The organism is Nonomuraea sp. NPDC048882 (genome assembly GCF_040649755.1).
Lineage (GTDB): Bacteria > Actinomycetota > Actinomycetes > Streptosporangiales > Streptosporangiaceae > Nonomuraea > Nonomuraea maheshkhaliensis.
In genome coordinates this window covers 83,022-101,792 of record NZ_JBEZGB010000008.1, presented here as the reverse complement: position 1 = coordinate 101,792, position 18,771 = coordinate 83,022, and the positions used below count along the sequence as shown (strand labels likewise).

Annotated in this window: 15 protein-coding genes and 1 pseudogene; 12 read left to right on the top strand and 4 right to left on the bottom strand. The window is 70.7% G+C overall.

Annotation, left to right across the window (positions count from 1 at the left end; all coding sequences use genetic code 11):
- The first annotated feature begins 44 nt into the window (after positions 1-44).
- Positions 45-1,823 carry an ATP-binding cassette domain-containing protein gene (locus AB0C27_RS27925; RefSeq protein ID WP_357849200.1) on the top strand — a complete coding sequence of 593 codons (1,779 nt, stop codon included), beginning with the start codon at positions 45-47 and terminating at the stop codon, positions 1,821-1,823.
- Positions 1,820-3,571: an ABC transporter ATP-binding protein gene (locus AB0C27_RS27920; protein WP_357849197.1), complete on the top strand. Its 1,752-nt coding sequence runs from the start codon at positions 1,820-1,822 to the stop codon at positions 3,569-3,571. The genes AB0C27_RS27925 and AB0C27_RS27920 overlap by 4 nt, the downstream gene beginning before the upstream one ends.
- Before the next feature lie 6 nt (positions 3,572-3,577).
- Here AB0C27_RS27920 and AB0C27_RS27915 read toward each other — a convergent pair whose 3' ends face one another.
- Positions 3,578-4,315, bottom strand: coding sequence for an NAD-dependent epimerase/dehydratase family protein (locus AB0C27_RS27915; protein ID WP_357849194.1), 738 nt, complete (start codon positions 4,313-4,315; stop codon positions 3,578-3,580).
- A gap of 5 nt (positions 4,316-4,320) precedes the next feature.
- Positions 4,321-4,755, bottom strand: a complete 435-nt coding sequence (locus tag AB0C27_RS27910; protein ID WP_357849192.1) for a transposase family protein — start codon at positions 4,753-4,755, stop codon at positions 4,321-4,323.
- Positions 4,756-4,987: 232 nt separating this feature from the next.
- On the opposite strand from AB0C27_RS27910, the gene AB0C27_RS27905 reads away from it, so the two are divergent.
- Entirely contained in the window at positions 4,988-7,093 is a 2,106-nt protein-coding gene (locus AB0C27_RS27905; RefSeq protein WP_357849189.1) for a protein kinase, read from the top strand.
- Positions 7,094-7,800: 707 nt separating this feature from the next.
- Here AB0C27_RS27905 and AB0C27_RS27900 read toward each other — a convergent pair.
- Positions 7,801-8,241, bottom strand: coding sequence for a hypothetical protein (locus AB0C27_RS27900; protein ID WP_357849186.1), 441 nt, complete (start codon positions 8,239-8,241; stop codon positions 7,801-7,803).
- 613 nt (positions 8,242-8,854) lie between these two features.
- On the opposite strand from AB0C27_RS27900, the gene AB0C27_RS27895 reads away from it, so the two are divergent.
- From AB0C27_RS27895 to AB0C27_RS27855, 9 genes and pseudogenes are all read left to right on the top strand, one after another.
- Entirely contained in the window at positions 8,855-9,973 is a 1,119-nt protein-coding gene (locus AB0C27_RS27895; protein ID WP_357849183.1) for a hypothetical protein, read from the top strand.
- A complete protein-coding gene (locus tag AB0C27_RS27890; RefSeq protein WP_357849180.1) occupies positions 9,966-11,381 on the top strand; it encodes a nitronate monooxygenase in 1,416 nt (471 codons plus the stop codon). Before AB0C27_RS27895 ends, AB0C27_RS27890 begins: the two co-directional genes overlap by 8 nt.
- Positions 11,378-12,187, top strand: coding sequence for a hypothetical protein (locus AB0C27_RS27885; RefSeq protein WP_357849178.1), 810 nt, complete (start codon positions 11,378-11,380; stop codon positions 12,185-12,187). Before AB0C27_RS27890 ends, AB0C27_RS27885 begins: the two co-directional genes overlap by 4 nt.
- On the top strand, positions 12,172-12,705 hold the full coding sequence (locus AB0C27_RS27880; protein WP_357849175.1) for a hypothetical protein: 534 nt from the start codon (positions 12,172-12,174) through the stop codon (positions 12,703-12,705). Before AB0C27_RS27885 ends, AB0C27_RS27880 begins: the two co-directional genes overlap by 16 nt.
- Positions 12,629-13,126 (top strand): hypothetical protein, encoded by a 498-nt coding sequence (locus AB0C27_RS27875; protein WP_357849172.1) that lies wholly within the window; start codon positions 12,629-12,631, stop codon positions 13,124-13,126. Before AB0C27_RS27880 ends, AB0C27_RS27875 begins: the two co-directional genes overlap by 77 nt.
- 225 nt (positions 13,127-13,351) lie before the next feature.
- Positions 13,352-14,521, top strand: coding sequence for a globin domain-containing protein (locus tag AB0C27_RS27870; protein WP_357849169.1), 1,170 nt, complete (start codon positions 13,352-13,354; stop codon positions 14,519-14,521).
- Between the two features lie 122 nt (positions 14,522-14,643).
- On the top strand, positions 14,644-16,278 hold the full coding sequence (locus AB0C27_RS27865; RefSeq protein WP_357849166.1) for an aminotransferase class V-fold PLP-dependent enzyme: 1,635 nt from the start codon (positions 14,644-14,646) through the stop codon (positions 16,276-16,278).
- Positions 16,279-16,404: 126 nt separating this feature from the next.
- Positions 16,405-16,539: pseudogene (locus tag AB0C27_RS27860) on the top strand (GNAT family N-acetyltransferase); the annotation flags it as partial.
- Positions 16,540-16,654: 115 nt separating this feature from the next.
- Entirely contained in the window at positions 16,655-17,251 is a 597-nt protein-coding gene (locus tag AB0C27_RS27855; protein ID WP_357849163.1) for a DUF1707 domain-containing protein, read from the top strand.
- Positions 17,252-17,284: 33 nt separating this feature from the next.
- On the opposite strand, the gene AB0C27_RS27850 is transcribed toward AB0C27_RS27855, so the two are convergent.
- Positions 17,285-18,673, bottom strand: a complete 1,389-nt coding sequence (locus AB0C27_RS27850; RefSeq protein WP_357849160.1) for an MmgE/PrpD family protein — start codon at positions 18,671-18,673, stop codon at positions 17,285-17,287.
- Positions 18,674-18,771 lie beyond the last annotated feature (98 nt).

Here is an 18,771-nt window from a genome sequence, read left to right as displayed (position 1 = left end):
GCGAGGGAATGGAAAGTTTCGTCGGCCTTGCCTGAGGGATGCCCATGCGAGAAAGGCTGGACCTGCTGGGGCTCTTCCGCTATGCGGGCCCGGCGGTGTCCATCGCGTTGACCGCGATGGTCCTCATCGACGCGGTGGTGCCCGCGGGCATCGCGATCGCCGTCCAGGAGCTGGTGGCGGCGGACGGCCGATCCGCGCTCGCGCCGGTGCTGCTCATGAGCGGCGTGGTACTGGCCGGGCAGCTGGCGCTGGCCTTCCGGTTCCCCGTGGGACGGCTGGCGGCCGACCGCATCGACGGCGCGCACCGTACGCGGATCGCCGCCCTGGTGATGGGCGTGCCGACCGTGGACGTGGCCGAGCGGCAGGACGTCCAGGACCGGGTGAAGACCACCACGGCGGAGCCGCGGGACTGGGTCGACAGGACCTCGGGCGACGGCGCCGTGAGCCAGCTGGAGCTGGTGGGCCACGCCGTCGCGCTGGTGTCGTCCTCGGTGGTGCTGTCCTGGTGGTCGTGGTGGCTGGTGCCGGCGACGGTCATCCCGGCGGTGTGCTTCCGCACGATGCACGGCCGCCAGTGGGTCCGGCATTTCCGGATCTGGGTGGAGGGAGTCCTGTACCACCGGCGGTGGAAGTACTGGGGCGAGGTCGCCACCACGCCGGCGGCAGGCCGGGAGCTGCGCGTCTTCGGAGCGGGCGAATGGCTGCTCGGGCACTACACGCGTGACATGCGCACCCACGTGGACCCCGTGTGGGAGGACGACCGGCGGGTGCTGCGTGGGCTGTGGCTGGCACTGCTCCTCCCGCTGGCCGGATGCACCGTGGCCTTCACCTGGGTGGCCCTCGGCACGGCGGCCGGTCAGGGCACCATCGCGCTGGAAGTGGCCGTGGTGACCGCGGCCTGGTCGGTGTTCAGCGTGGCCATCAGGACCGACGACGTGATCTCCCTGGAAGGGGCTCGGCCGGTCAGGCGGGCCGCCGGTGAGCTGGAGCGGATCAACCCCGCGCCGATCCCGCTGCGCGCGCACGCCGGGACAGCCGCGGCTGCACCGCCGCTGGTGCGCTTCGAGAACGTGTGCTTCAGCTATCCGGGCCGGCAGGTGCTCAACGGCGTCGACCTGGAGATCAGGCCGGGGGAGTCGCTGGCGCTGGTCGGGCTCAACGGCGCGGGCAAGTCGACGCTGACCAAGCTCCTGGCCGGGCTGTACCGGCCCGACTCGGGCAGGATCCTCGCCGATGGGACGGACATCGCCGACATCCCCGGCTGGCAGTCCCGGCTGAGCGTGGTATTCCAGGACTTCCTGAAATACCCCCTCTCCCTGCGCGACAACATCGCCCTCGGAGCCGCCGACCCCGGCCTGCTCACCGGCGTCGTCCGGGACGCCGGGCTGGCCCCCGTGGTGAGCCGGCTGCCCGGCGGGTACGACACGCCGCTGTCGCGCAGCCGTACCGCAGGGGTGGACCTGTCGGGCGGGCAGTGGCAGCAGGTCGCGCTCGCCCGCGCCCTCTACGCCACCCGCCGGGGTGCCAGGATCCTGGTGCTGGACGAGCCCACCGCCCACCTGGACGTCCGCACCGAGCACGACCTCTTCCAGCGGCTGCCGGACATCACCGAGGAGATCAGCATGGTGCTGATCTCGCATCGCCTCTCGACGGTACGGCAGGCGGACCGGATCGTGCTGCTCGACGGCGGCCGGATCACCGAGTCCGGAACGCACGAGGAGCTCATGGCTGGGGGCGGGCAGTACGCCACCATGTACGCGCTTCAAGCCCGGCGCTTCAGCCAGGGATACGAGGACCGGCTGGACGAAGGAGACCTCGCGTGAGGAAGTACGCGCGCTTGTGGCGCGAGCTGATCGTGCTGTGCCTGCGGCGCTATCCCGGGTCGACCGCCTTCCTGATCGGCTGGCACGTGGTCTCGACGGTCATGTTCGCGGCGGTGGGGCTCACGCTGCGCGCGCTGGTGGAGGCCACCCAGGCGGGCACCGCCACCGCGATAGGGGTGGCGGCGCTGGGCGCCGCGCTGGTGCTCACCCTCAACCTCGGCGTCGAGCACATCGCCTACTTGCGGACCATCCACCTGGTGGAGCGGATCAGCCTCACCGAGGTCGAACCCCGGATCCTGCGCGCCTGCGCGGAGCTGCCGCAGGTGCGGCACCTGGAGGACCCGGAGTTCCTGGACCGGGTCACCACGTTGCGCGGCCAGTCCGGCGCGGTGGTGGACTGGGCGTGGGCGGTCCTTCAGGCCATCGCCGCCACGATCGGACTGCTGGTGGCGCTCGCGGTGCTCGGCGGAGTGAACCCCTGGCTGCTCGCGCTGCTGCCGTGCGCGGCCGTACAGCTGGCCATGGAACGGCTAGGCCGCAAGAAGATCGCCCAAGAGGACCTGGCCTCGGCCGAGGACCTGCGCCTCCACCGGGAGCTGTACGACGACATCTGCGTGAACCCGGCCGCCCTGAAGGAGCTGCGCGTCTACGGCGCCGCGGCGCAAGCGCTCAAGCTGCAGGGCGAAGCCTGGGAACGGGTGACGCGCTCCCGCGCCCGCGCCGCCCTGATCGCCGCCGGCTGGTCGTCGGCGGGCTGGCTGGTCTTCGGCGCCGGGTTCACCCTGGCGATCTTCCTGGTCACCGCGGCCGGCCAGCCGGGGGACATCATCCTGGCCGTGTCCATGGGCGTCCAGTTCCGCAATGTCGTCGAGCACGCGCTGCACCGATCGATGCAGGTCGGCGGGTACCGCCGGCTGCTGCGGCCCTACCTGTGGCTCATGGAGTACGCCCGGACGCACCGCGACACCGCCGACGCGACCCCGCCCGTCCGGCTGCGGCGCGGGATCGAGCTGCGGAACGTGTCCTTCACCTACCCGGGGACCACCACGCCCGTCCTGGAGGATCTGTCCGTGCACCTGCCCGCCGGAGCGGTGGTCGCGGTGGTCGGCGAGTACGGTTCCGGCAAGACCACGTTGGTCAAGCTTCTGGCGAAGATGTATGCCCCGGACTCGGGCAGCATCCTCGTCGACGACGTGGAGCTGTCGGCCCTGGACACCGCCGGCTGGCGGGCCTCGATGAGCGCCGCCTTCCAGGACTTCGGCCGCTACTGCACCACCTTCGAGGACTCCGTCATGATGGGCGCCCGGGGCGACCTGAACTCCACGGTCCGCGACGCCGACGCCGAAGCGCTGGTCTCCCGCCTGCCCGACGGTCTCGCCACCGAGCTCGGCCGCCGTTTCGGCGGGATCGAGCTGTCGGAGGGCCAGTGGCAGAAGGTGGCGCTGGCCCGCTCCGGCGCACGGCCGCGCCCCCTGCTGTTCGTCCTGGACGAGCCCACCGCCTCCCTGGACGCTCCGAGCGAGCACGCCATCTTCACCCGCTATGCGCGGCGGTCCCGCGAACTCGCGGCCTTGAACGGAGCGATCAGCGTCATCGTCTCCCACCGTTTCTCCACCGTGGCCGACGCCGACCTCATTCTCGTGATGGCCGCGGGAAAGCTGGTGGAGTCCGGCAGACATGACGAACTGCTCACCCGGAACGGCATGTACGCGGACCTCTACGGCATTCACGCGGCCGCGCACGCCTGAATTCCCTCAGCGGCGGTAATAGCGGTCGATGACGTTTCTGTAGTAGGTCGGCGAGAAACCCATCCGGGCGGTCGAGGGCGCGTGCCGTGTCATTCTCTTCGTCGACACATTGTAGTCGTTGGCCGGGATGTCCACGTAGACCTTGGTAGCGGCCCGGCCGGATATCTCCAGCAGATGGGAGACGATTTCATCGGCGGTCACCGGATGGCCTGAGGCGATATTGACCGTCGCGTGACGGAGGTCGCTGCAAAGGATTTCCGCGGCGATGGTCACGAGGTCCGCGACGTCGATGAGATCGCGGCGCGCGCCCCGGTAGACGGTCACCACACCCTCGTTCACCTGGTAGAACAGCGCGGGCAGCAGCTGGTGCCGCCGCTGGTGCGGCCCGACGACCTCCGTCACCCGGAGGATGAGATGGTCCACCCCCGAGGTCCTTATCATGTGCTCCATCGCCACCTTGTGGCGCCCGTACGCGGTGGTGGGGTGAACCGGGTCCTCTTCCGAACGGGGCGACCCGTCGCCGTTCCCGTAAAGATGCGCCGACGCGGTGGAGAAGTAGAGGAGCCGGCGCCGCCCGGCTCGGGCATTGCCTATCGTCTCATGGAGCAGATCGGCTTCCCGGCCGAACTCCGTCGCTTCGGTGATGGTCGACCGCGACACTCCGGCGGCGAACACCACCACGTCCATCCTCATCCCTGAATTGACGAAAGCCCGGGCAATCATTCCGTCACCGACGACCTCCATGAAATCTATTCTCGTATGCAGACAGGCTTTCGGGGAGTGCGCCTGCCCAAAAATACATCCGCCCGGACCATGTCGTTGCAGGTCTTCTCCTCCGGTAGACAGTCGCGCTCGAAATGGGTGCGGACAAGCGCCGCGCGGGCGATGTCGCCGATGGTGCCGGGGCTGAGTGTGATGTGCCGGCGGATCCGCCGGCGGCCTTTGAGCAGGGCGAACCCGCGTTCGCCGAGACAACGCAGGGCGCGGAGGAACCGGCTGCAGGTGCGGTTGTCCGGGCTGCGAATCTGGTTACCGTCGGGCTGCTTGATCGGGGTGTGGATACCGATTCCGGCGCCGTCGTAGCCGCTGTCGGCGAGGGTCGGCAGGCCCGCCTCGGCTGCGGCGTACAACGCGCCCAGCACGTGCACGCGGGCAGCGGTCAGATCATGGACCGAGCCACTCATCTGCCGGAGGCTTCACATCCATCTCAGACCCTCGACGACTTCTCCCGAAAGCCCCGAAACGCCCTCACGGTCGTCCAGAACGTCCCCAATCACCCGAATTATCGCGCTGAGATCACCTCAGTGAAGTCCATCCGAACCGATTGATGGCGACCGGCCGAGCCGCGTATTCTCCGTGTCAGGGCTTGACTCATCGAACGCACATTTCGCGGATCTGGGACGGCTCATGGCGCGGATGTCTGCGAGAACGTACGCGAAAGCCCTGCTCCAGGAGATCGAGGGGCCCGGCCCCGAGCGGCGCGCGCGCCGCCTCATGGAGCAGGACGAGGCGACCACGCAAAAGGGCGCCGAGGCCTTTCTCAACGACATCCTCGACCACATCTCCAATTACGAGATGGAGCAGCGCACCGATTTCATGACCGCCTGCGAGGAAGCGCGGCGCAGGATCTCCGCCATGCCCGGCTCGCTGCTCCACGGCGTCATGGCACTCGTGTGCGTGACGGTCAAGCTGCTGGACCGCCGTTTCAAGTCGCCGGACCTGGGAGCGCAACGCGAGACCGACGAATACTGTGCGGAGTTGTTCGCCGACCCGCGGCTGAAGGAGGCGATCCGGGTCGTTTACCGGCCGGTGAGCCGCCCGGAACATTCCGCCGAGGCGCGCACGTGGGACGACATTGACTTCGGCAGCGTCGAGTACCACAAAGCGGGCACCACCTCGTTCATTGTGAAAGGCCGCAGCAGCCGGGCGGTGAACGAGGCGGGAGTCAGGCCGCTCCTGGCCATAAAGTGCGTGCTTTTCCCGTGGAACAAACTCGCCGCCATCGCCAGGGCCACCGACACGTACGCGGCCACGTACGGCGCCGACGAGATGACCTCCGTCGTGGTGAAGCCCATCTCCTCCTCTGACCGCTGGGTCGTCATGCCGTTCCAGCAAGGGGAGACGCTGGGCGAGCACCTGGCGGCCTTCGAGGCCGAAGGGCCCGGCATCGCGTCCCGGCTCAGGAAGGCCCAGCAGATCGCCGCGAAACTGACGACCGCCCTCCACCTGCTGGCCGGCGGCGCCCCGGTGGACGCGAAGAATCCGCGCGGCCAGCACCTCGACCTGTCCCCCAACAACGTCATACTCGACAGGGAGACGGCCGAGATACGCCTTATCGACCTCGGGATCAATCACCTCTACAGCCGTCAGGTGGGCATCGCCGAGCATGACGACTCGGTCTACATCGCGCCCGAGATCAAGAACAGGCGGCCGGAATCCGTCACCGCGGACGCCTATTCGCTGGGCATCATCCTGATGGAGATCCTGACCGGCAGTCCGCCGAGGGACGGCAGGACTCCCGACGAGATCTGGACGACGAGCCCCATTCTGGGCCGCGTACTGGAAGACCTGATAGACGAGCGCCCCGAACGACGGCTGTTGCTGCTGCCCGATGGCGAGGAGTTCTCGTTCGCCGCCCTCGGCGAGCACCTGGATTTCCACTTCGAACTGGTACAGCAGGAATCCGAGGTGCAGGAGAACGACTTCGCCCGCCCGTTCGCGAAATACGCCCCCACCTCGCGCGAAGTGGCCACGCAGTTCAAGCAGGTGCTGGCGTGGCGGAACCTGGGGGAGCGGCGACCGCGGCGCGAGGAATACCTTCTGCTCTTCTCGGTGCTGGCCACCGTGTCCTGGTGGTTCATCGCGGCGAAGACCGCGCTGCTGAAGCTCGACGACCTTCTCACGGGCGAGCTGGACATGGCGGAGTTCACCGCCGACGCCGGGCTCGCGGCCAACATCATCGCGTTCTGCCAGGGCTTGGCGGCAGCCAAGTACTATCAGACCATTTTCGCGAGGCTCTCCGTCAGGGTCGTCCCCGGAGGGCTGGCGACGACGGCGGAAGTCCTCATGCGCTCGATGGCGATGGTGGCGGTTCCCACGACGATTCTCTCGACGTTCTCGAAGGAGCTGTACTGGACCTGGCCGTGGACTTCCGCGGCGGGCGCCCTCGCGGTGACGGCGTGCAACGGCGTCACGCTCATGCTGGCGACGCGGACCATTCGCGACTCGCGCAAGGAGTTCTCCACCATTCCCGAGCGCGGAAAGGTCTTCGCCCGCGGGTTCGAGCAGTGGTGGTGGACGATGCTCATCTACGCCGTGCTCATCATCATTCTCGCCTCCGGCTACACCGCCGGCCTCTTGGTGGACATCTGGGCGTACGTGTTCATCGCCGTCGTGGTCACGGTGGGCGTACATTACATCTCCAAGTGCGTGGGCGCCGGAGCGGCGGTTCGTGGCAGCCTCGCGCGGGCCTTCTTCGCGGGCGAACGCATGGCGATCCTGGCTCGGCGTCGGCTCTCCTGAGGCTGCGGACGCCTCGGCTGTAAGTTTTGTTCTCGATGTGCATGGATGCTGATGCGGCGGGCGCAGTGATGATGTGCCCCCGAGTTCCGCGTCAAAAGGCAACCCATGATGGTGCTGACGTATCCATTCAGCCCTGTGATTGATCAGGCCGCTTGAGGTGGCATGCAGGCACTTCCAGCCCGGGTGTCGCGGAGAGCATCGAGCGGGGCCCAGCATGCCCGGCGAGCGTGCCTCTGCCGTTGTTGTCGACCTCACTGTTGACCTCGAACACGCCTGCGGCCTCCCTGCGGATCTCATCACGACATCCAGGACCCGGCGTCCAGTGCGCCATCCGCAGGATCCTGGGCCGCGATGTGCCCTTGCAGGCCGTGGCCGTACGCGCCCTCTCCGGCCTCGGGGCAATCTGAACAGCCAATAGCGATAAGCGGTTCTGTGCCGTCGTCGGCCAGCACGTCCGCCCTGCTGTCGTCCGGGCCGAGGGCGTCGCAGGTGATCCGAACCTGGAGAGGCTGCGGTCCCTCCGGCACCCGGCACCAGTCCTGCGCGACGAGAGTTTCGGCCTCGTCCCGCTCCCACGCCTGCGGGTCAACGAGGTCGACGCTCCCCTCGGCGTTCTCCCAGTCACGATCGGCGAAAGTGCGGTTGAGACAGCTCGGCCGCGTCCGGCAGATCGTGTGGCGTCTGCAGCGCTCCAGGCTCTGTCGCGTCTAGCCGCTGTAGCAGCGTGCTGACGAGCTGGCGCGCAGGGCCCGGGGCAGGCGTCTCTCGGCCGGCGAGCCGACACACGGCGTCAGCTCGTACGGGCTGTCGTGCGGGTCCCAGACCGGGCGGCCCGACACTTTCTGGTAGGTCTCCAGCGCCTCGTGCACGGCGAAGTCGGCCACCGCAGTGCCGGCCAGGAGCAGCAGGGCGGTGGCCGGGTCGGCGCCCGCGCGCGTCGCCGACAGCGCCCGAAACGGCCACAGCGGGACGGCCAGGACGCCTTGGTCGGTTGTGTACGGCGAGGCGTCCGGATCGATGTGCGGCGCGACGTCCGGCGTGGCCCGGTCCGGTACCGCGATCAGTAGATTGGCGGCGTTGCGGCAGAAGGCGAGCTGGTCAAGCTCACAATGTGTTGGGGGTGCAGCGGGCGGCTTTCCAGCAGCCATGGTGCCTCCAATGGCCGCGCGAGTGTGGTCACCGATTGAGGTCCGCGGGTGTTATTCGACCGCGCAGTGGTGCAGATGCTGCGTGAGAACCTCCTGCTGCCCTCGGGATCACCACACTGACCCGGCTGATCAGCGAGGTGCGCCGGGCTGAGCACGCCCGGTTGTATCGCACGCCGGCCGAGCGCGCCGGCCCCAGAGCTGCGGCGCGGCTGGCCGAGCTGCTGCAGCAGCTCGGCCGCCAGCTCCAGGCCCTGTTCCACATCGTCCACGAGGCTCCCCAACCAGGTCGAGACGGCCGACCAGACCCACGCCGAACGGCTGAAAACAAAGGTGGAGGAGGTGCACACCACGCGGCTGTAGCCGACACGCCGGGGATGCCGCCGATGACCCCACGCGGGAGGTGAACCTCGTCGGAGGGAGACAAGCGGTGCGGTCGCGGCGGCTGCTGGTGCTGGACGACGTCTGGTTCGGCGGGTGGCCGAAGTGGTGGAAGTGGCTTGGCGAAACGGTCCATCGGACGCGCTGCGAGGGACTTTGGTCCCTGCCGTGAACACGGTAAGGCGCGAAATTTTAGGTCCATGCACGCTGTTAGCTCTGCGTCGGGAATGGCCCTATGACGGGAACCGGCGCGATCCCTGAGGCCGGAATCCCCGGCATCGATCCCTCTTGCACCCGCACGTTCATCGAGGGCCAGCCCGCCTGCGCGGAGAAGCCTTTCGCCACGCGCGTCGGCGTGCGCAGGCTGGTCAGCGCCGCCGTCGCGGCGCCATCGGTGCACAACACCCAGCCGTGGCGCTTTCGTCACGTCGATGACACCACCATGGACCTGTACGCCGACCTCGACCGGTTGCTGGCCGTCACCGATCCCATGGGGCGCGGTCTGGGCATCAGCTGTGGGGCGGCGCTGTTCAACCTGCGGCTGGCGATCCGGATGACCGTGCACGACCCTCAGATACTGCTGCTGCCCGACTCCGAGGAGCGGCCCGATCTGCTGGCCACCGTGCGCGCCATCCCGGGCAGCCCGCCCGATCAGGACGAGCGGCTGCTGCATGCCATGATCCCGCACCGGCGTACCAACCGCTTCCCCTTCGATGACCGCCGGTTGCCCAGGGACGTCTTCGCCAACCTCGTGCATGCCGCCCACGAGGAGGGCGCCTCGCTGGTCCTGGTGAAAGGACGCACGGCGCGGCGCGTGCTCGACCTGGTCGCCATGGCTGAGGACACGCTGGCCGCCGAGGAGACCTACCGCGCCGAACTGGCCCGCTGGACCGGCTCGCGGACGCGCTGCGACGGCGTGCCCGAACACGCTTTCGGTCCTCGTCCGAGACACGGTGAGCTTCCCATGCGCGACTTCACCCTCGGCGACCCGTACGCCGGCCGCGACCTTCGCTCGGGCGCGGCAGGCGAGCCTGTGCGGGAACAGGCGGACTTCGAACCGGATCCGCAGCTCGCCGCCCTTTTCACCAGGGGTGACGGGCCGCGGGACTGGCTACGCGCCGGTCAGGCGTTGCAGCGGGTGTTGCTCACGGCGACCGCGCACGGTGTGGCGGCGTCGATGTTCAGCCAGCCCCTCGACCTGCGCCCGGCACCGTACCGAAGCGACAGGGAAAGGCCGTTCGGGCACGTGCAGATGCTGGTCAGGTTCGGGTACGGACCGCCGGTCCCGCGCGTGCCCCGCCGCCCCGTGTTCGAGGTCGTCGACCTGCGCACATGGGAGGCCCATCGTGGCTGAGCCGATACGCCCCGTCCTGATCCAAGGCGGCATGGGCGTCGGCGTGTCGGGCTGGCGGCTGGCCCGAGCGGTCGCCGAAACCGGACAACTCGGCGTGGTGTCGGGTACGGCGCTGGACGTCACCATCGCCCGCCGGCTACAGCGCGGCGACCCCGGCGGCCACCTGCGCCGCGCACTGGCCTGCTTCCCGGTTCCCGAGGTCGCCGAGCGCGTGCTCGGCCGCTACTTCGTGCCCGGCGGTACCGGCAGGGACGTGCCCTATCGGCCGGTGCCCCGGCTGGGAGTGCGGCCGAACCGGGCTCGTGACGAATTGGCCGTGGTGGCCAACTTCGCCGAGGTCTTCCTGGCCAAGGAGGGTCATGACGGCCCTGTCGGGGTGAACTACTTGGAGAAGATCCAGCTCGCCACCCCGGCGGCCGTGTACGGCGCGATGCTGGCCGGCGCCGACTACGTGTTGGTCGGCGCCGGCATCCCGGTGGAGATCCCGCGCCTGCTCGACGACCTGTCCGAGCACCGCCCCGCCCGGATCTCGGTCGCCGTGGCGGGCGGCGACGGGCACACGATCGGGTTCGAACCGGCCGGGCTGCTCGGACACCGGCTGACGCCGCAGGCCCGGCCCAGGTTGCTGGCGATCGTGTCGGCCCACGTGCTGGCCGCCTACCTGGCTCGTTCGCCGGCGACCCGGCCGGACGGGTTCGTGATCGAGACGCCGGTGGCGGGCGGGCACAGCGCGCCGCCCCGAGGCCGGATGACGCTCGATGCGGCGGGCGAGCCGGTGTACGGGCCCCGCGACGAGGCCGACCTGGGCAAGGTGGCCGCGTTGGGGCTGCCGTTCTGGCTGGCGGGCGGGTACGGCACGCCCGGCGGGCTGGAGCGGGCCTGGGCGGCGGGCGCGCAGGGGATTCAGGTGGGGTCGGCGTTCGCGCTGTGCCGGGAGTCCGGGCTCGAACCCGGCCTGCGCGGACGCCTGCGCGAGCAGGCCGTGAGCGGCGCCCTCCAGGTGCGCAACGACCCGCGCGCTTCGCCCACCGGGTTCCCGTTCAAGGTCGCCGCCGTGGCCGGGACGCTGTCGGAGCAGGAGGTGTACGAGGCACGCCCGCGGCTGTGCGACCTGGGCTACCTGCGCACCCCGTACGCGAAGCCGGACGGCGCGATCGGCTACCGCTGCCCGGCCGAGCCGGTGGACACCTATGTGCGCAAGGGACGCTCGGCCGAGGAGGCGGCCGGCCGCCGCTGCCTGTGCAACGGCCTGCTCGCCGCGATCGGGCTCGGGCAGCATCGCGCCGGCGGCTACGACGAGCCGCCGCTGCTCACGCTCGGCCAGGACGCCGGCTTCCTCGACGGCCTGCCGGACGACCACTCGGCTGCCGACGTGGTGGCCCACATCCTGCTGGGAGCCAGGGTATGACCGAGCGACCGGAGACCGTCCAGCCGGCGCAGCGTTCCCGCGCTTCGTGGCACCTGCGGGCGAACGCGATCGTCGTCGGCTGGCTCGCCCTGACCGTCGTGGTGGCTCTCGCGGGTGACGTGCTGCCGGCGTCGCGCTGGTTGCTGATCCACGTGTTCCTGCTGGGCGCGGTCAGCACAGCCATCCTGATCTGGAGTGAGCACTTCACCGTGGCGCTTCTGCGCGTCCGCACGCCGCCGCGGCGCGGCAGCCTGGCCAGGCTCGGTGTGCTCAACGCGGCGACGGTGGCGGTGCTGGCCGGGGTTTCGGCGGGACCGTGGCAGGTGGCCGCCGCCGGGGCGGCGCTGGTGGCAGGGGTGGTGGTGTGGCACGCCGCCGTCCTGGTCCTGCTGGTGCGGCAGGCGCTGCCCGGCCGGTTCGGGCACGTCATCGGCTGGTACGTCTCCGCCGCCGGCGCACTCGCCGCCGGTGCCGTCCTGGGCGGGCTGCTGGCCGCGCACGTCGGGCACGGGGCGGCGCACGAGCGGTTGCATGCCGCGCATGCCGAGGTGAACGTGTTCGGCTGGGTCGGCCTGACCGTGCTCGGCACCCTGTTCACGCTCTGGCCGACGGTCCTGCGCACCCGCATGCCGGACGAGACCCGGCGGGCGTCGCGCGTGGGGCTCCGGCTGGCCGCGCCCGGGCTGGCGGTGGCCGTCGCCGGGCTGCTGGCGGACCGGCAGTGGGTGGCCCTGGCCGGGCTGGCGGCGTACGCGGCGGGAGCACCCGCCCCTCGGAGATCGAGGCGCCCGTGGGCGCCGTGCTGACGTTGCGCGTCACCAACGCCGACGCCAAGCGCCACGACTTGCGCCTGGCGACCGGAGAGCGTACCCCGATGCTGGTCACCGGCCAGAGCGCCACGCTGAAGCTGCAGCCGCTCGGTGAGCCGGTGGACGGCTGGTGCATCGTGGCCGGGCACCGCGCGGCGGGCATGAGCATGCGCATCATCCCGACCGTCCTTGCCGCGGCGTCCCGGCCCCGGCCGGGCGCCGGCCACAACGGCCACGGCACGAACGCCGCCCCGCAAGCGGGCGAATCCACCCGCCTGGATCCGGCCGCCCCCATGTCACCGGGTTGGAAGCCGTACGACGCGGCCCTGAAGCCCGCGCCCGGCGGCATGGAACACCACATCGAGATCCGCGCGGACGACACCGTCGTCCAGGAGGTCGCTCCCGGGATGCGGCAGCGCGTGTGGACGTTCAACGCCGATGACCCAGCACATCGCCAACGGCATGTACGGCGCGGTCATCATCGACCCGCCGAAGCTGCCAACGGCGGACCGTGAATACGTTCTGGTGCAGGGTGAGCTGTACCTCGGCGAGCCCGGCGGCGACGCCCAGGTCGCCAAGATCCGGGAGGGCGAGCCGGACGGCTGGATGTTCAACGGCACCGCTAGCGGCTACGACCACGCCCCGCTGCGGGCCGAGCCGGGGGAGCGGGTCCGCATCTGGGCGGTGGCCGCCGGCCCGAGTTCGGGCACGGCGCTGCACGTGGTCGGGGCGCCGTTCGACACCGTCTACAAGGAAGGCGCATACCTGCTGCGGGCCGATGACCCAGGCGGGGCGCAGGCGCTCGACCTGGCTCCGGCGCAGGGCGGGTTCGCTGAGCTGGTCTTCCCGGAGCCGGGCATGTATCCGGTCGTGGACCATACGATGCGCCAGGCCGAGGCAGGCGCGCACGGTCTGTTCCAGGTGAGCGCGCCATGACGTGGTGGTCGGTGGTGCGGTTCCCGCACGTCATCGGGGCGGCGTCGTGGGTCCGGCTACGGCCGGATCCTGGCCGCCGATAGGGGCTTCGTCCGATAAGGGACTTTCGGCCCTGCAGTTACTGACGTTCGGCCCGGTGAACGGGCATGCTCCTGCTTCTAGCCTGATGCGCGGCCCGCCTAGTTCCGTGGGCCTCATGTCCATCGCCTGTCCAGGGGGTTCTCCATGCTGTCCGCGGATTCAGCCGCGATCGTCCGGGCCACGCTGCCGGTCGTCGGCGCCTCGCTCGACGCCATCACCGCGCGTTTCTACGAGACGATGTTCGCCGAGCGGCCCGAGTTGCTCGACGGTCTGTTCAACCGCGGCAATCAGGCCAATGGCGAGCAGCGCCGGGCACTGGCCGGATCCATCGCCGCGTTCGCCACGAGGCTCCTCGAGCGTCCGGACGAGCGCCCCGACGAGCTGCTCGCCCGCATCGTCCACAAGCACACCGCCGTCGGCGTCACCGACGACCAGTACGTGATCGTGCACAAGTACCTGTTCGGGGCGATCGCCCATGTGCTGGGCGAGGCCGTCACCCCGGAGGTCGCCGCAGCCTGGGACGAGGTGTACTGGCTGATGGCAGGGGCGTTGATCGCCCAGGAGGCGCGAGTCTACGCCGAGGCCGGCGCGCGCAACGGCGCCACATGGCGGCAGTGGCGGGTGGTCGGCCGGAAAGAAGAGACGCCGCACGTGGTCTCCTTCCTGCTCCGCCCGGCGGACGACGGCCCGGCGCTACCGGCCCGTCCCGGCCAGTACGTCAGCGTCCGGGTTCGCATGCCGGACGGGGTCCACCAGCTGCGCCAGTACACGCTGTCCGGCGCGGGCGGGGACGGGTCGCGCCGGATCACGGTCAAGCGGGTCGACGGTGATCCCGCCGGGGAGGTGTCCACGCTGCTGCACGCCACCGTGTGGGCGGGCGACGAGCTGACCCTGTCGGCGCCGTTCGGCGACGTGACGCTGGAGGACGGGGACGCGCCGCTGGTGCTCGTGTCGGCGGGCATCGGCTGCACGCCGATCGTGGCGATGCTCGATCATCTGGCCGCCACCGGCTCGCACCGCCGCGTCCTGCTGCTGCACGCCGACCGCTCCCCAGCCGAGCACGCGTTGCGGGAGGACATGCTCAGGCCGGCCGCCGAGCGGGTCTTCTGGTACGAGAGCGGCGCGACCGCGCCGGACCGCGACGGCCTGATGGACCTGGAAGGCGTCGAGATCCCGGTGGGCGCGATCGCTTACCTGTGTGGCCCGGTGCCGTTCATGCGCCGCGTCCGCGGTCAGTTGCTGAAGGCCGGTGTGGCGCCCCGCGACATCCACTACGAGGTCTTCGGCCCTGACCTTTGGCTGGCCGCCGGCTGATCGCAGCGGGCCTGCCGGGCCCGTGACAGGGGCCGGTCGTACGGCGACCGGAAGTGCGTAATTGTGCCTGTTCAGACGGTCACCGCACACCGGCTCCGTCTCGCGGCGAGACTGGAACGGTGATGAGACAACCCGCGGCGCCGACGCCGCCGCTGCTGGAGCGCATCCGGGCCGCCGTCATCGGCGACGACGAGGTGCTGAACGGCCCGTACGGCCCACGCCGCCTCGTCTACGCCGACCACACCGCCTCGGGCAGGTCGCTGACCTTCGTCGAGGACTTCATCCGCGACCAGGTCCTGCCCCGGTACGCCAACACCCACACCGAGAGTTCCGGCACCGGCCTGCAGACCAGCCGCTTACGCGAGGAGGCCCGCGAGGCCGTGCGCGAGGGCGTCGGCGCCGGGCCCGACGACATGGTGATCTTCTGCGGTTCGGGAGCAACCGCAGCGGTCAACAAGCTGATCGGGATCCTGGAGCTGCGCACCCCCGGCCGGTACGAGGGGCGCCCGGTGGTGTTCGTCGGCCCGTACGAGCATCACTCGAACGAGCTGCCCTGGCGCGAGTCGATCGCCGAGACCGTCGCGATCGGCGCGGACTCCTCCGGACACATCGACCTGGCGGACCTGCGCCGCCGGCTCGTCCAGTACGCCGGCCGGCCGCTGCTCATCGGCAGCTTCTCGGCCGCCTCCAACGTCACCGGCATCCTGACCGACACCGACCGCGTCACGGGGCTGCTGCACGAGCACGGCGCGCTGTCGTTCTGGGACTACGCCGCGGCCGCCCCGTACGTGCCGATCCGCATGGCGGACGGTGGCAAGGACGCGCTCTTCCTGTCGCCGCACAAGTTCATCGGCGGCCCGCAGACGCCCGGCGTCCTGGTGGTGCGCCGGGACCTGATCCGCAACCGGGTGCCCACCGCCCCGGGTGGCGGCACGGTGCTGTTCGTGGGTCCGGACGGGCACCGCTACCTCGACGACCCGGTCGCCAGGGAGGAGGGCGGCACGCCGGCGATCGTCGAGTCGATCCGCGCCGGGCTGGTGTTCCGGCTGAAGCAGGCGGTCGGCACCGGCCTCATCCAGGCGCGCGAGGAACGCTTCTGGCAGCGCGCCCTGCGGCGCTGGGGACGCAACCCGGGCATCGAGATCCTCGGCGACCTGCGTGCCCGCCGCCTGCCCATCGTCTCGATCAGGATCCGCGCGTCCGGCGGGCTGTACCTGCACCACAACTACGTGGTGGCGCTGCTGAACGACCTGTTCGGCATCCAGGCGCGCGGCGGCTGCTCCTGTGCGGGACCGTACGGGCACCGCCTGCTCGGCATCGACGCCGCGCACTCGCACGCCTTCGGACGGGAGATCGAGGCGAGCGGCGAGGGCATCAAGCCCGGCTGGGTGCGGGTCAACTTCAACTACTTCATCTCCGACACGGTCTGCGACTACCTCATCGACGCCGTGGACCTGATCGCCCGCCACGGGCACCGGCTGCTGCCCGACTACCGCTTCGACCCGGCGACCGGCCTGTGGCGCCATCACGACGCCGCCGCCGAGCCGCCGATCCACCTCGACGACCTGCCCTTCGACATCCCCGTCCCGCCGGCGGCGAGGGCGCGGGCCGGCGAGGACGCTCTGCCCGGGTATCTGGAGCAGGCGCGCGCCATCCTGGCGTCCCGCCGCGACGAGCTCGGCCCGCCCCCGCCGGACCTGCCGGCCGGCTTCGAACGCCTGCGCTGGTTCCCGCTGCCCAGCACCCGCCGGGCGTGATCAGCAGGGCGTTCTGAGCAGCGGACGGGGCCGGTCTCGATGGCGGGCTCGGCCGGTTAGGCTGCCCGTCATGGATCCTGCCCTGACCAGCGGAATGACCACTGAGCCCGCCATACTCGACGCTGCGGAGTGGAGAAGCTCGCGGTGGACGCCGCCGCCCATGGTCGTGGTGTCGGCCGGGCGCTGACCGCCGCCCTGCTCGCCGACGCCCGGGAGGCGGGTGTCGAGGTCCTCATGCTGGACCTGCGCGGGCAAGGCTGACCGGACGCCGGTGGGCCGGACGGTCAGGAGAGGGACGGTGGCCGCCCGGGTGCGACGCTCGGTGAAAGGCTTTTCGACCGCGCCACGGGAAGCGACCTGTCCGTATTATTGGGACATGACTGCTGGCCCTCAGGAACCCGCCGGGCGTGACGAGTGGCGCGTCTCGCATGACGAGCGCGAAGCGGTGGTGGAACAGCTGAACCGGGCGGCCGCCGAGGGCCGGATCGACCTCGGCGAGCTGGACACGCGGCTTGGCCTGGCGCTGAACGCCAAGACGTACGCCGACCTGGCGCCCCTCACCGCCGATCTGCCGCCGGACGTCCCGGTGAACCAAGAGCCGCTGGTCCTCAGGGGCGGCATGAACGGCCTGACCCGTTCCGGGCCCTGGGAGGTGTCCGGGCGCATTGTCGTGTACGGCGGGATGGGCGCCGTCAAGCTCGACTTCACCCAGGCCGAATGCCGGCTGCCCGAGATTCAGATCGAGGCGGAAGGTCAGATGGGCGGCGTCACGATCGTCATCCCCGACGGCTGGGCCGCGGAGACCTCCCGGATGACCGAGGGCCTCGGGGGGTTCAGGGACAAGACGACGTCGCAGCGGCTCCCCAGGACGCCGCTGGTCCGCCTCTCCGGCACCGGCGGCGCCGGAGGAGTGGTCATCCGGCATCCCAACTCCTGGGAACGCCGTAAGCAGCGGCGCCTTGAGGCACGCTGAGGCGCCGGCACGCAGACCGTCCGCCGAACCGGATCAAGCCCGTACGTCCTGGCGCGCGCCGGACAGAAGGGGGAGCAGGTCTCGTGCGTCGGAGCGGGTGTCGAGGGTCATGACGTGCTCCGCCAGGCGCTCCCGGCTCGGTGCGAGGCCGTGGAATTTGGTCAGGAGTCGTTCGTCGGAGAGGGGGTTGGCGGGGGAGCCGAGTGGGTGCTTCACCCTGGCGCGCCGGACGGCGCCCGAGGTCGTGGTGACGGTCAGGGTCGGCTCGTCGATGCCGCCCATCTCCGGGTCCGCTTCCAGGTCGATGAGGTTCATGAGTTCGGCGGCCCGGGGGTCAGCGCGTCGTTGGGGGGAGTAGGCGGCCAGGTCGGCGTCGCCGTACAGGACTCTGGCGGCGATGGCGTACGGGAGGCTGAGCTGGGCGTGGGGGAGGGTGGAGACGTCGCGTCCGCCGCACATGCCGGCCACGAGGGGGCTCAGGCGTACGTGGATGCGGGCGATCTCGCCGGGGTGCAGGTCGAGGCTGCCGATGGCGTCGATGGAGGAGTGGGTGCTGCGGCAGGACGCGTACGGCTTGATCGAGCAGCGGGAGATCCGCCACTCCTTGCCGAGCTCGCGGGTCAGCGCGCCGGGGTCGGCGTCGGGGCCCGCGTAGGTGCGCAGGAAGCCGCCCCATACGTCGTCGAAGACGCGGCGGGGGCCGTTCGTGCCGGAGGCGGCCAGCAGCGCGGCGGTCAGGCCGCCCTCGGCGGCGCGGCCCGCGTGCAGTCGTTTGCTCGGTGCGCCGTCGTGTACGAAGGCCCACAGGCCGCCGGAGAATCCGGCCGCCAGGCCTAGCGCGTCGGCGGTCCGCGCGCCGTCCAGCCCGAGCAGCCGCGCGCTCGCCGCTGCCGCGCCGAACGTGCCGCAGGTGCCCGTCGAGTGCCATCCGGCCTCGTTGTGCGCGGCGTAGCCGCCGCACGCCTCCAGCACGCGGCGGGCCACCTCGTAGCCCAGGACGATCGCCGCCAGCAGTTCGGTGCCGGGGATCGGGCGGTCGGCGAGGCTGAGGCAGGCGAGTGCGGCGGGCACCACGACGGCTCCCGAATGATCGCAGCCGCCGGTGTCGTCCAGCTCCAGCGCGTGTGCCGCGATGCCGTTGAGCAGCGCCGCGTCCCGGGGGGCTGCGGTGAGCCCGGTGCCCCAGATGGGTGCGTTCCCGGGCGCGGCCAGGCCGGGAGCCGGAGTGGTGGTCCCGGCCAGGGCGGCGCCCAGGGTGTCGAGCAGGTGCCGCTTGGCCCGTTCGATCACCTCAGCCGGGAACGGCGCGGGCGCGGCGACAAGACCGGCCAGCTCGCGGGCGACGTCGAGGGTGCCGGGAGCGTCGGGGGTGCCGAGTTCGCCGGGGGTGTCGGGGGTTTCGGGCGAGTGATGGCGTGTCATCAGAAATCTCCAAGGAAACCCCCCGGCCTTCAGGCGGGGGAGGAATCGGCCCCCTGCGCAGCAGGGCAGGAACAGGCGAATCACCGACAGCCGAACCA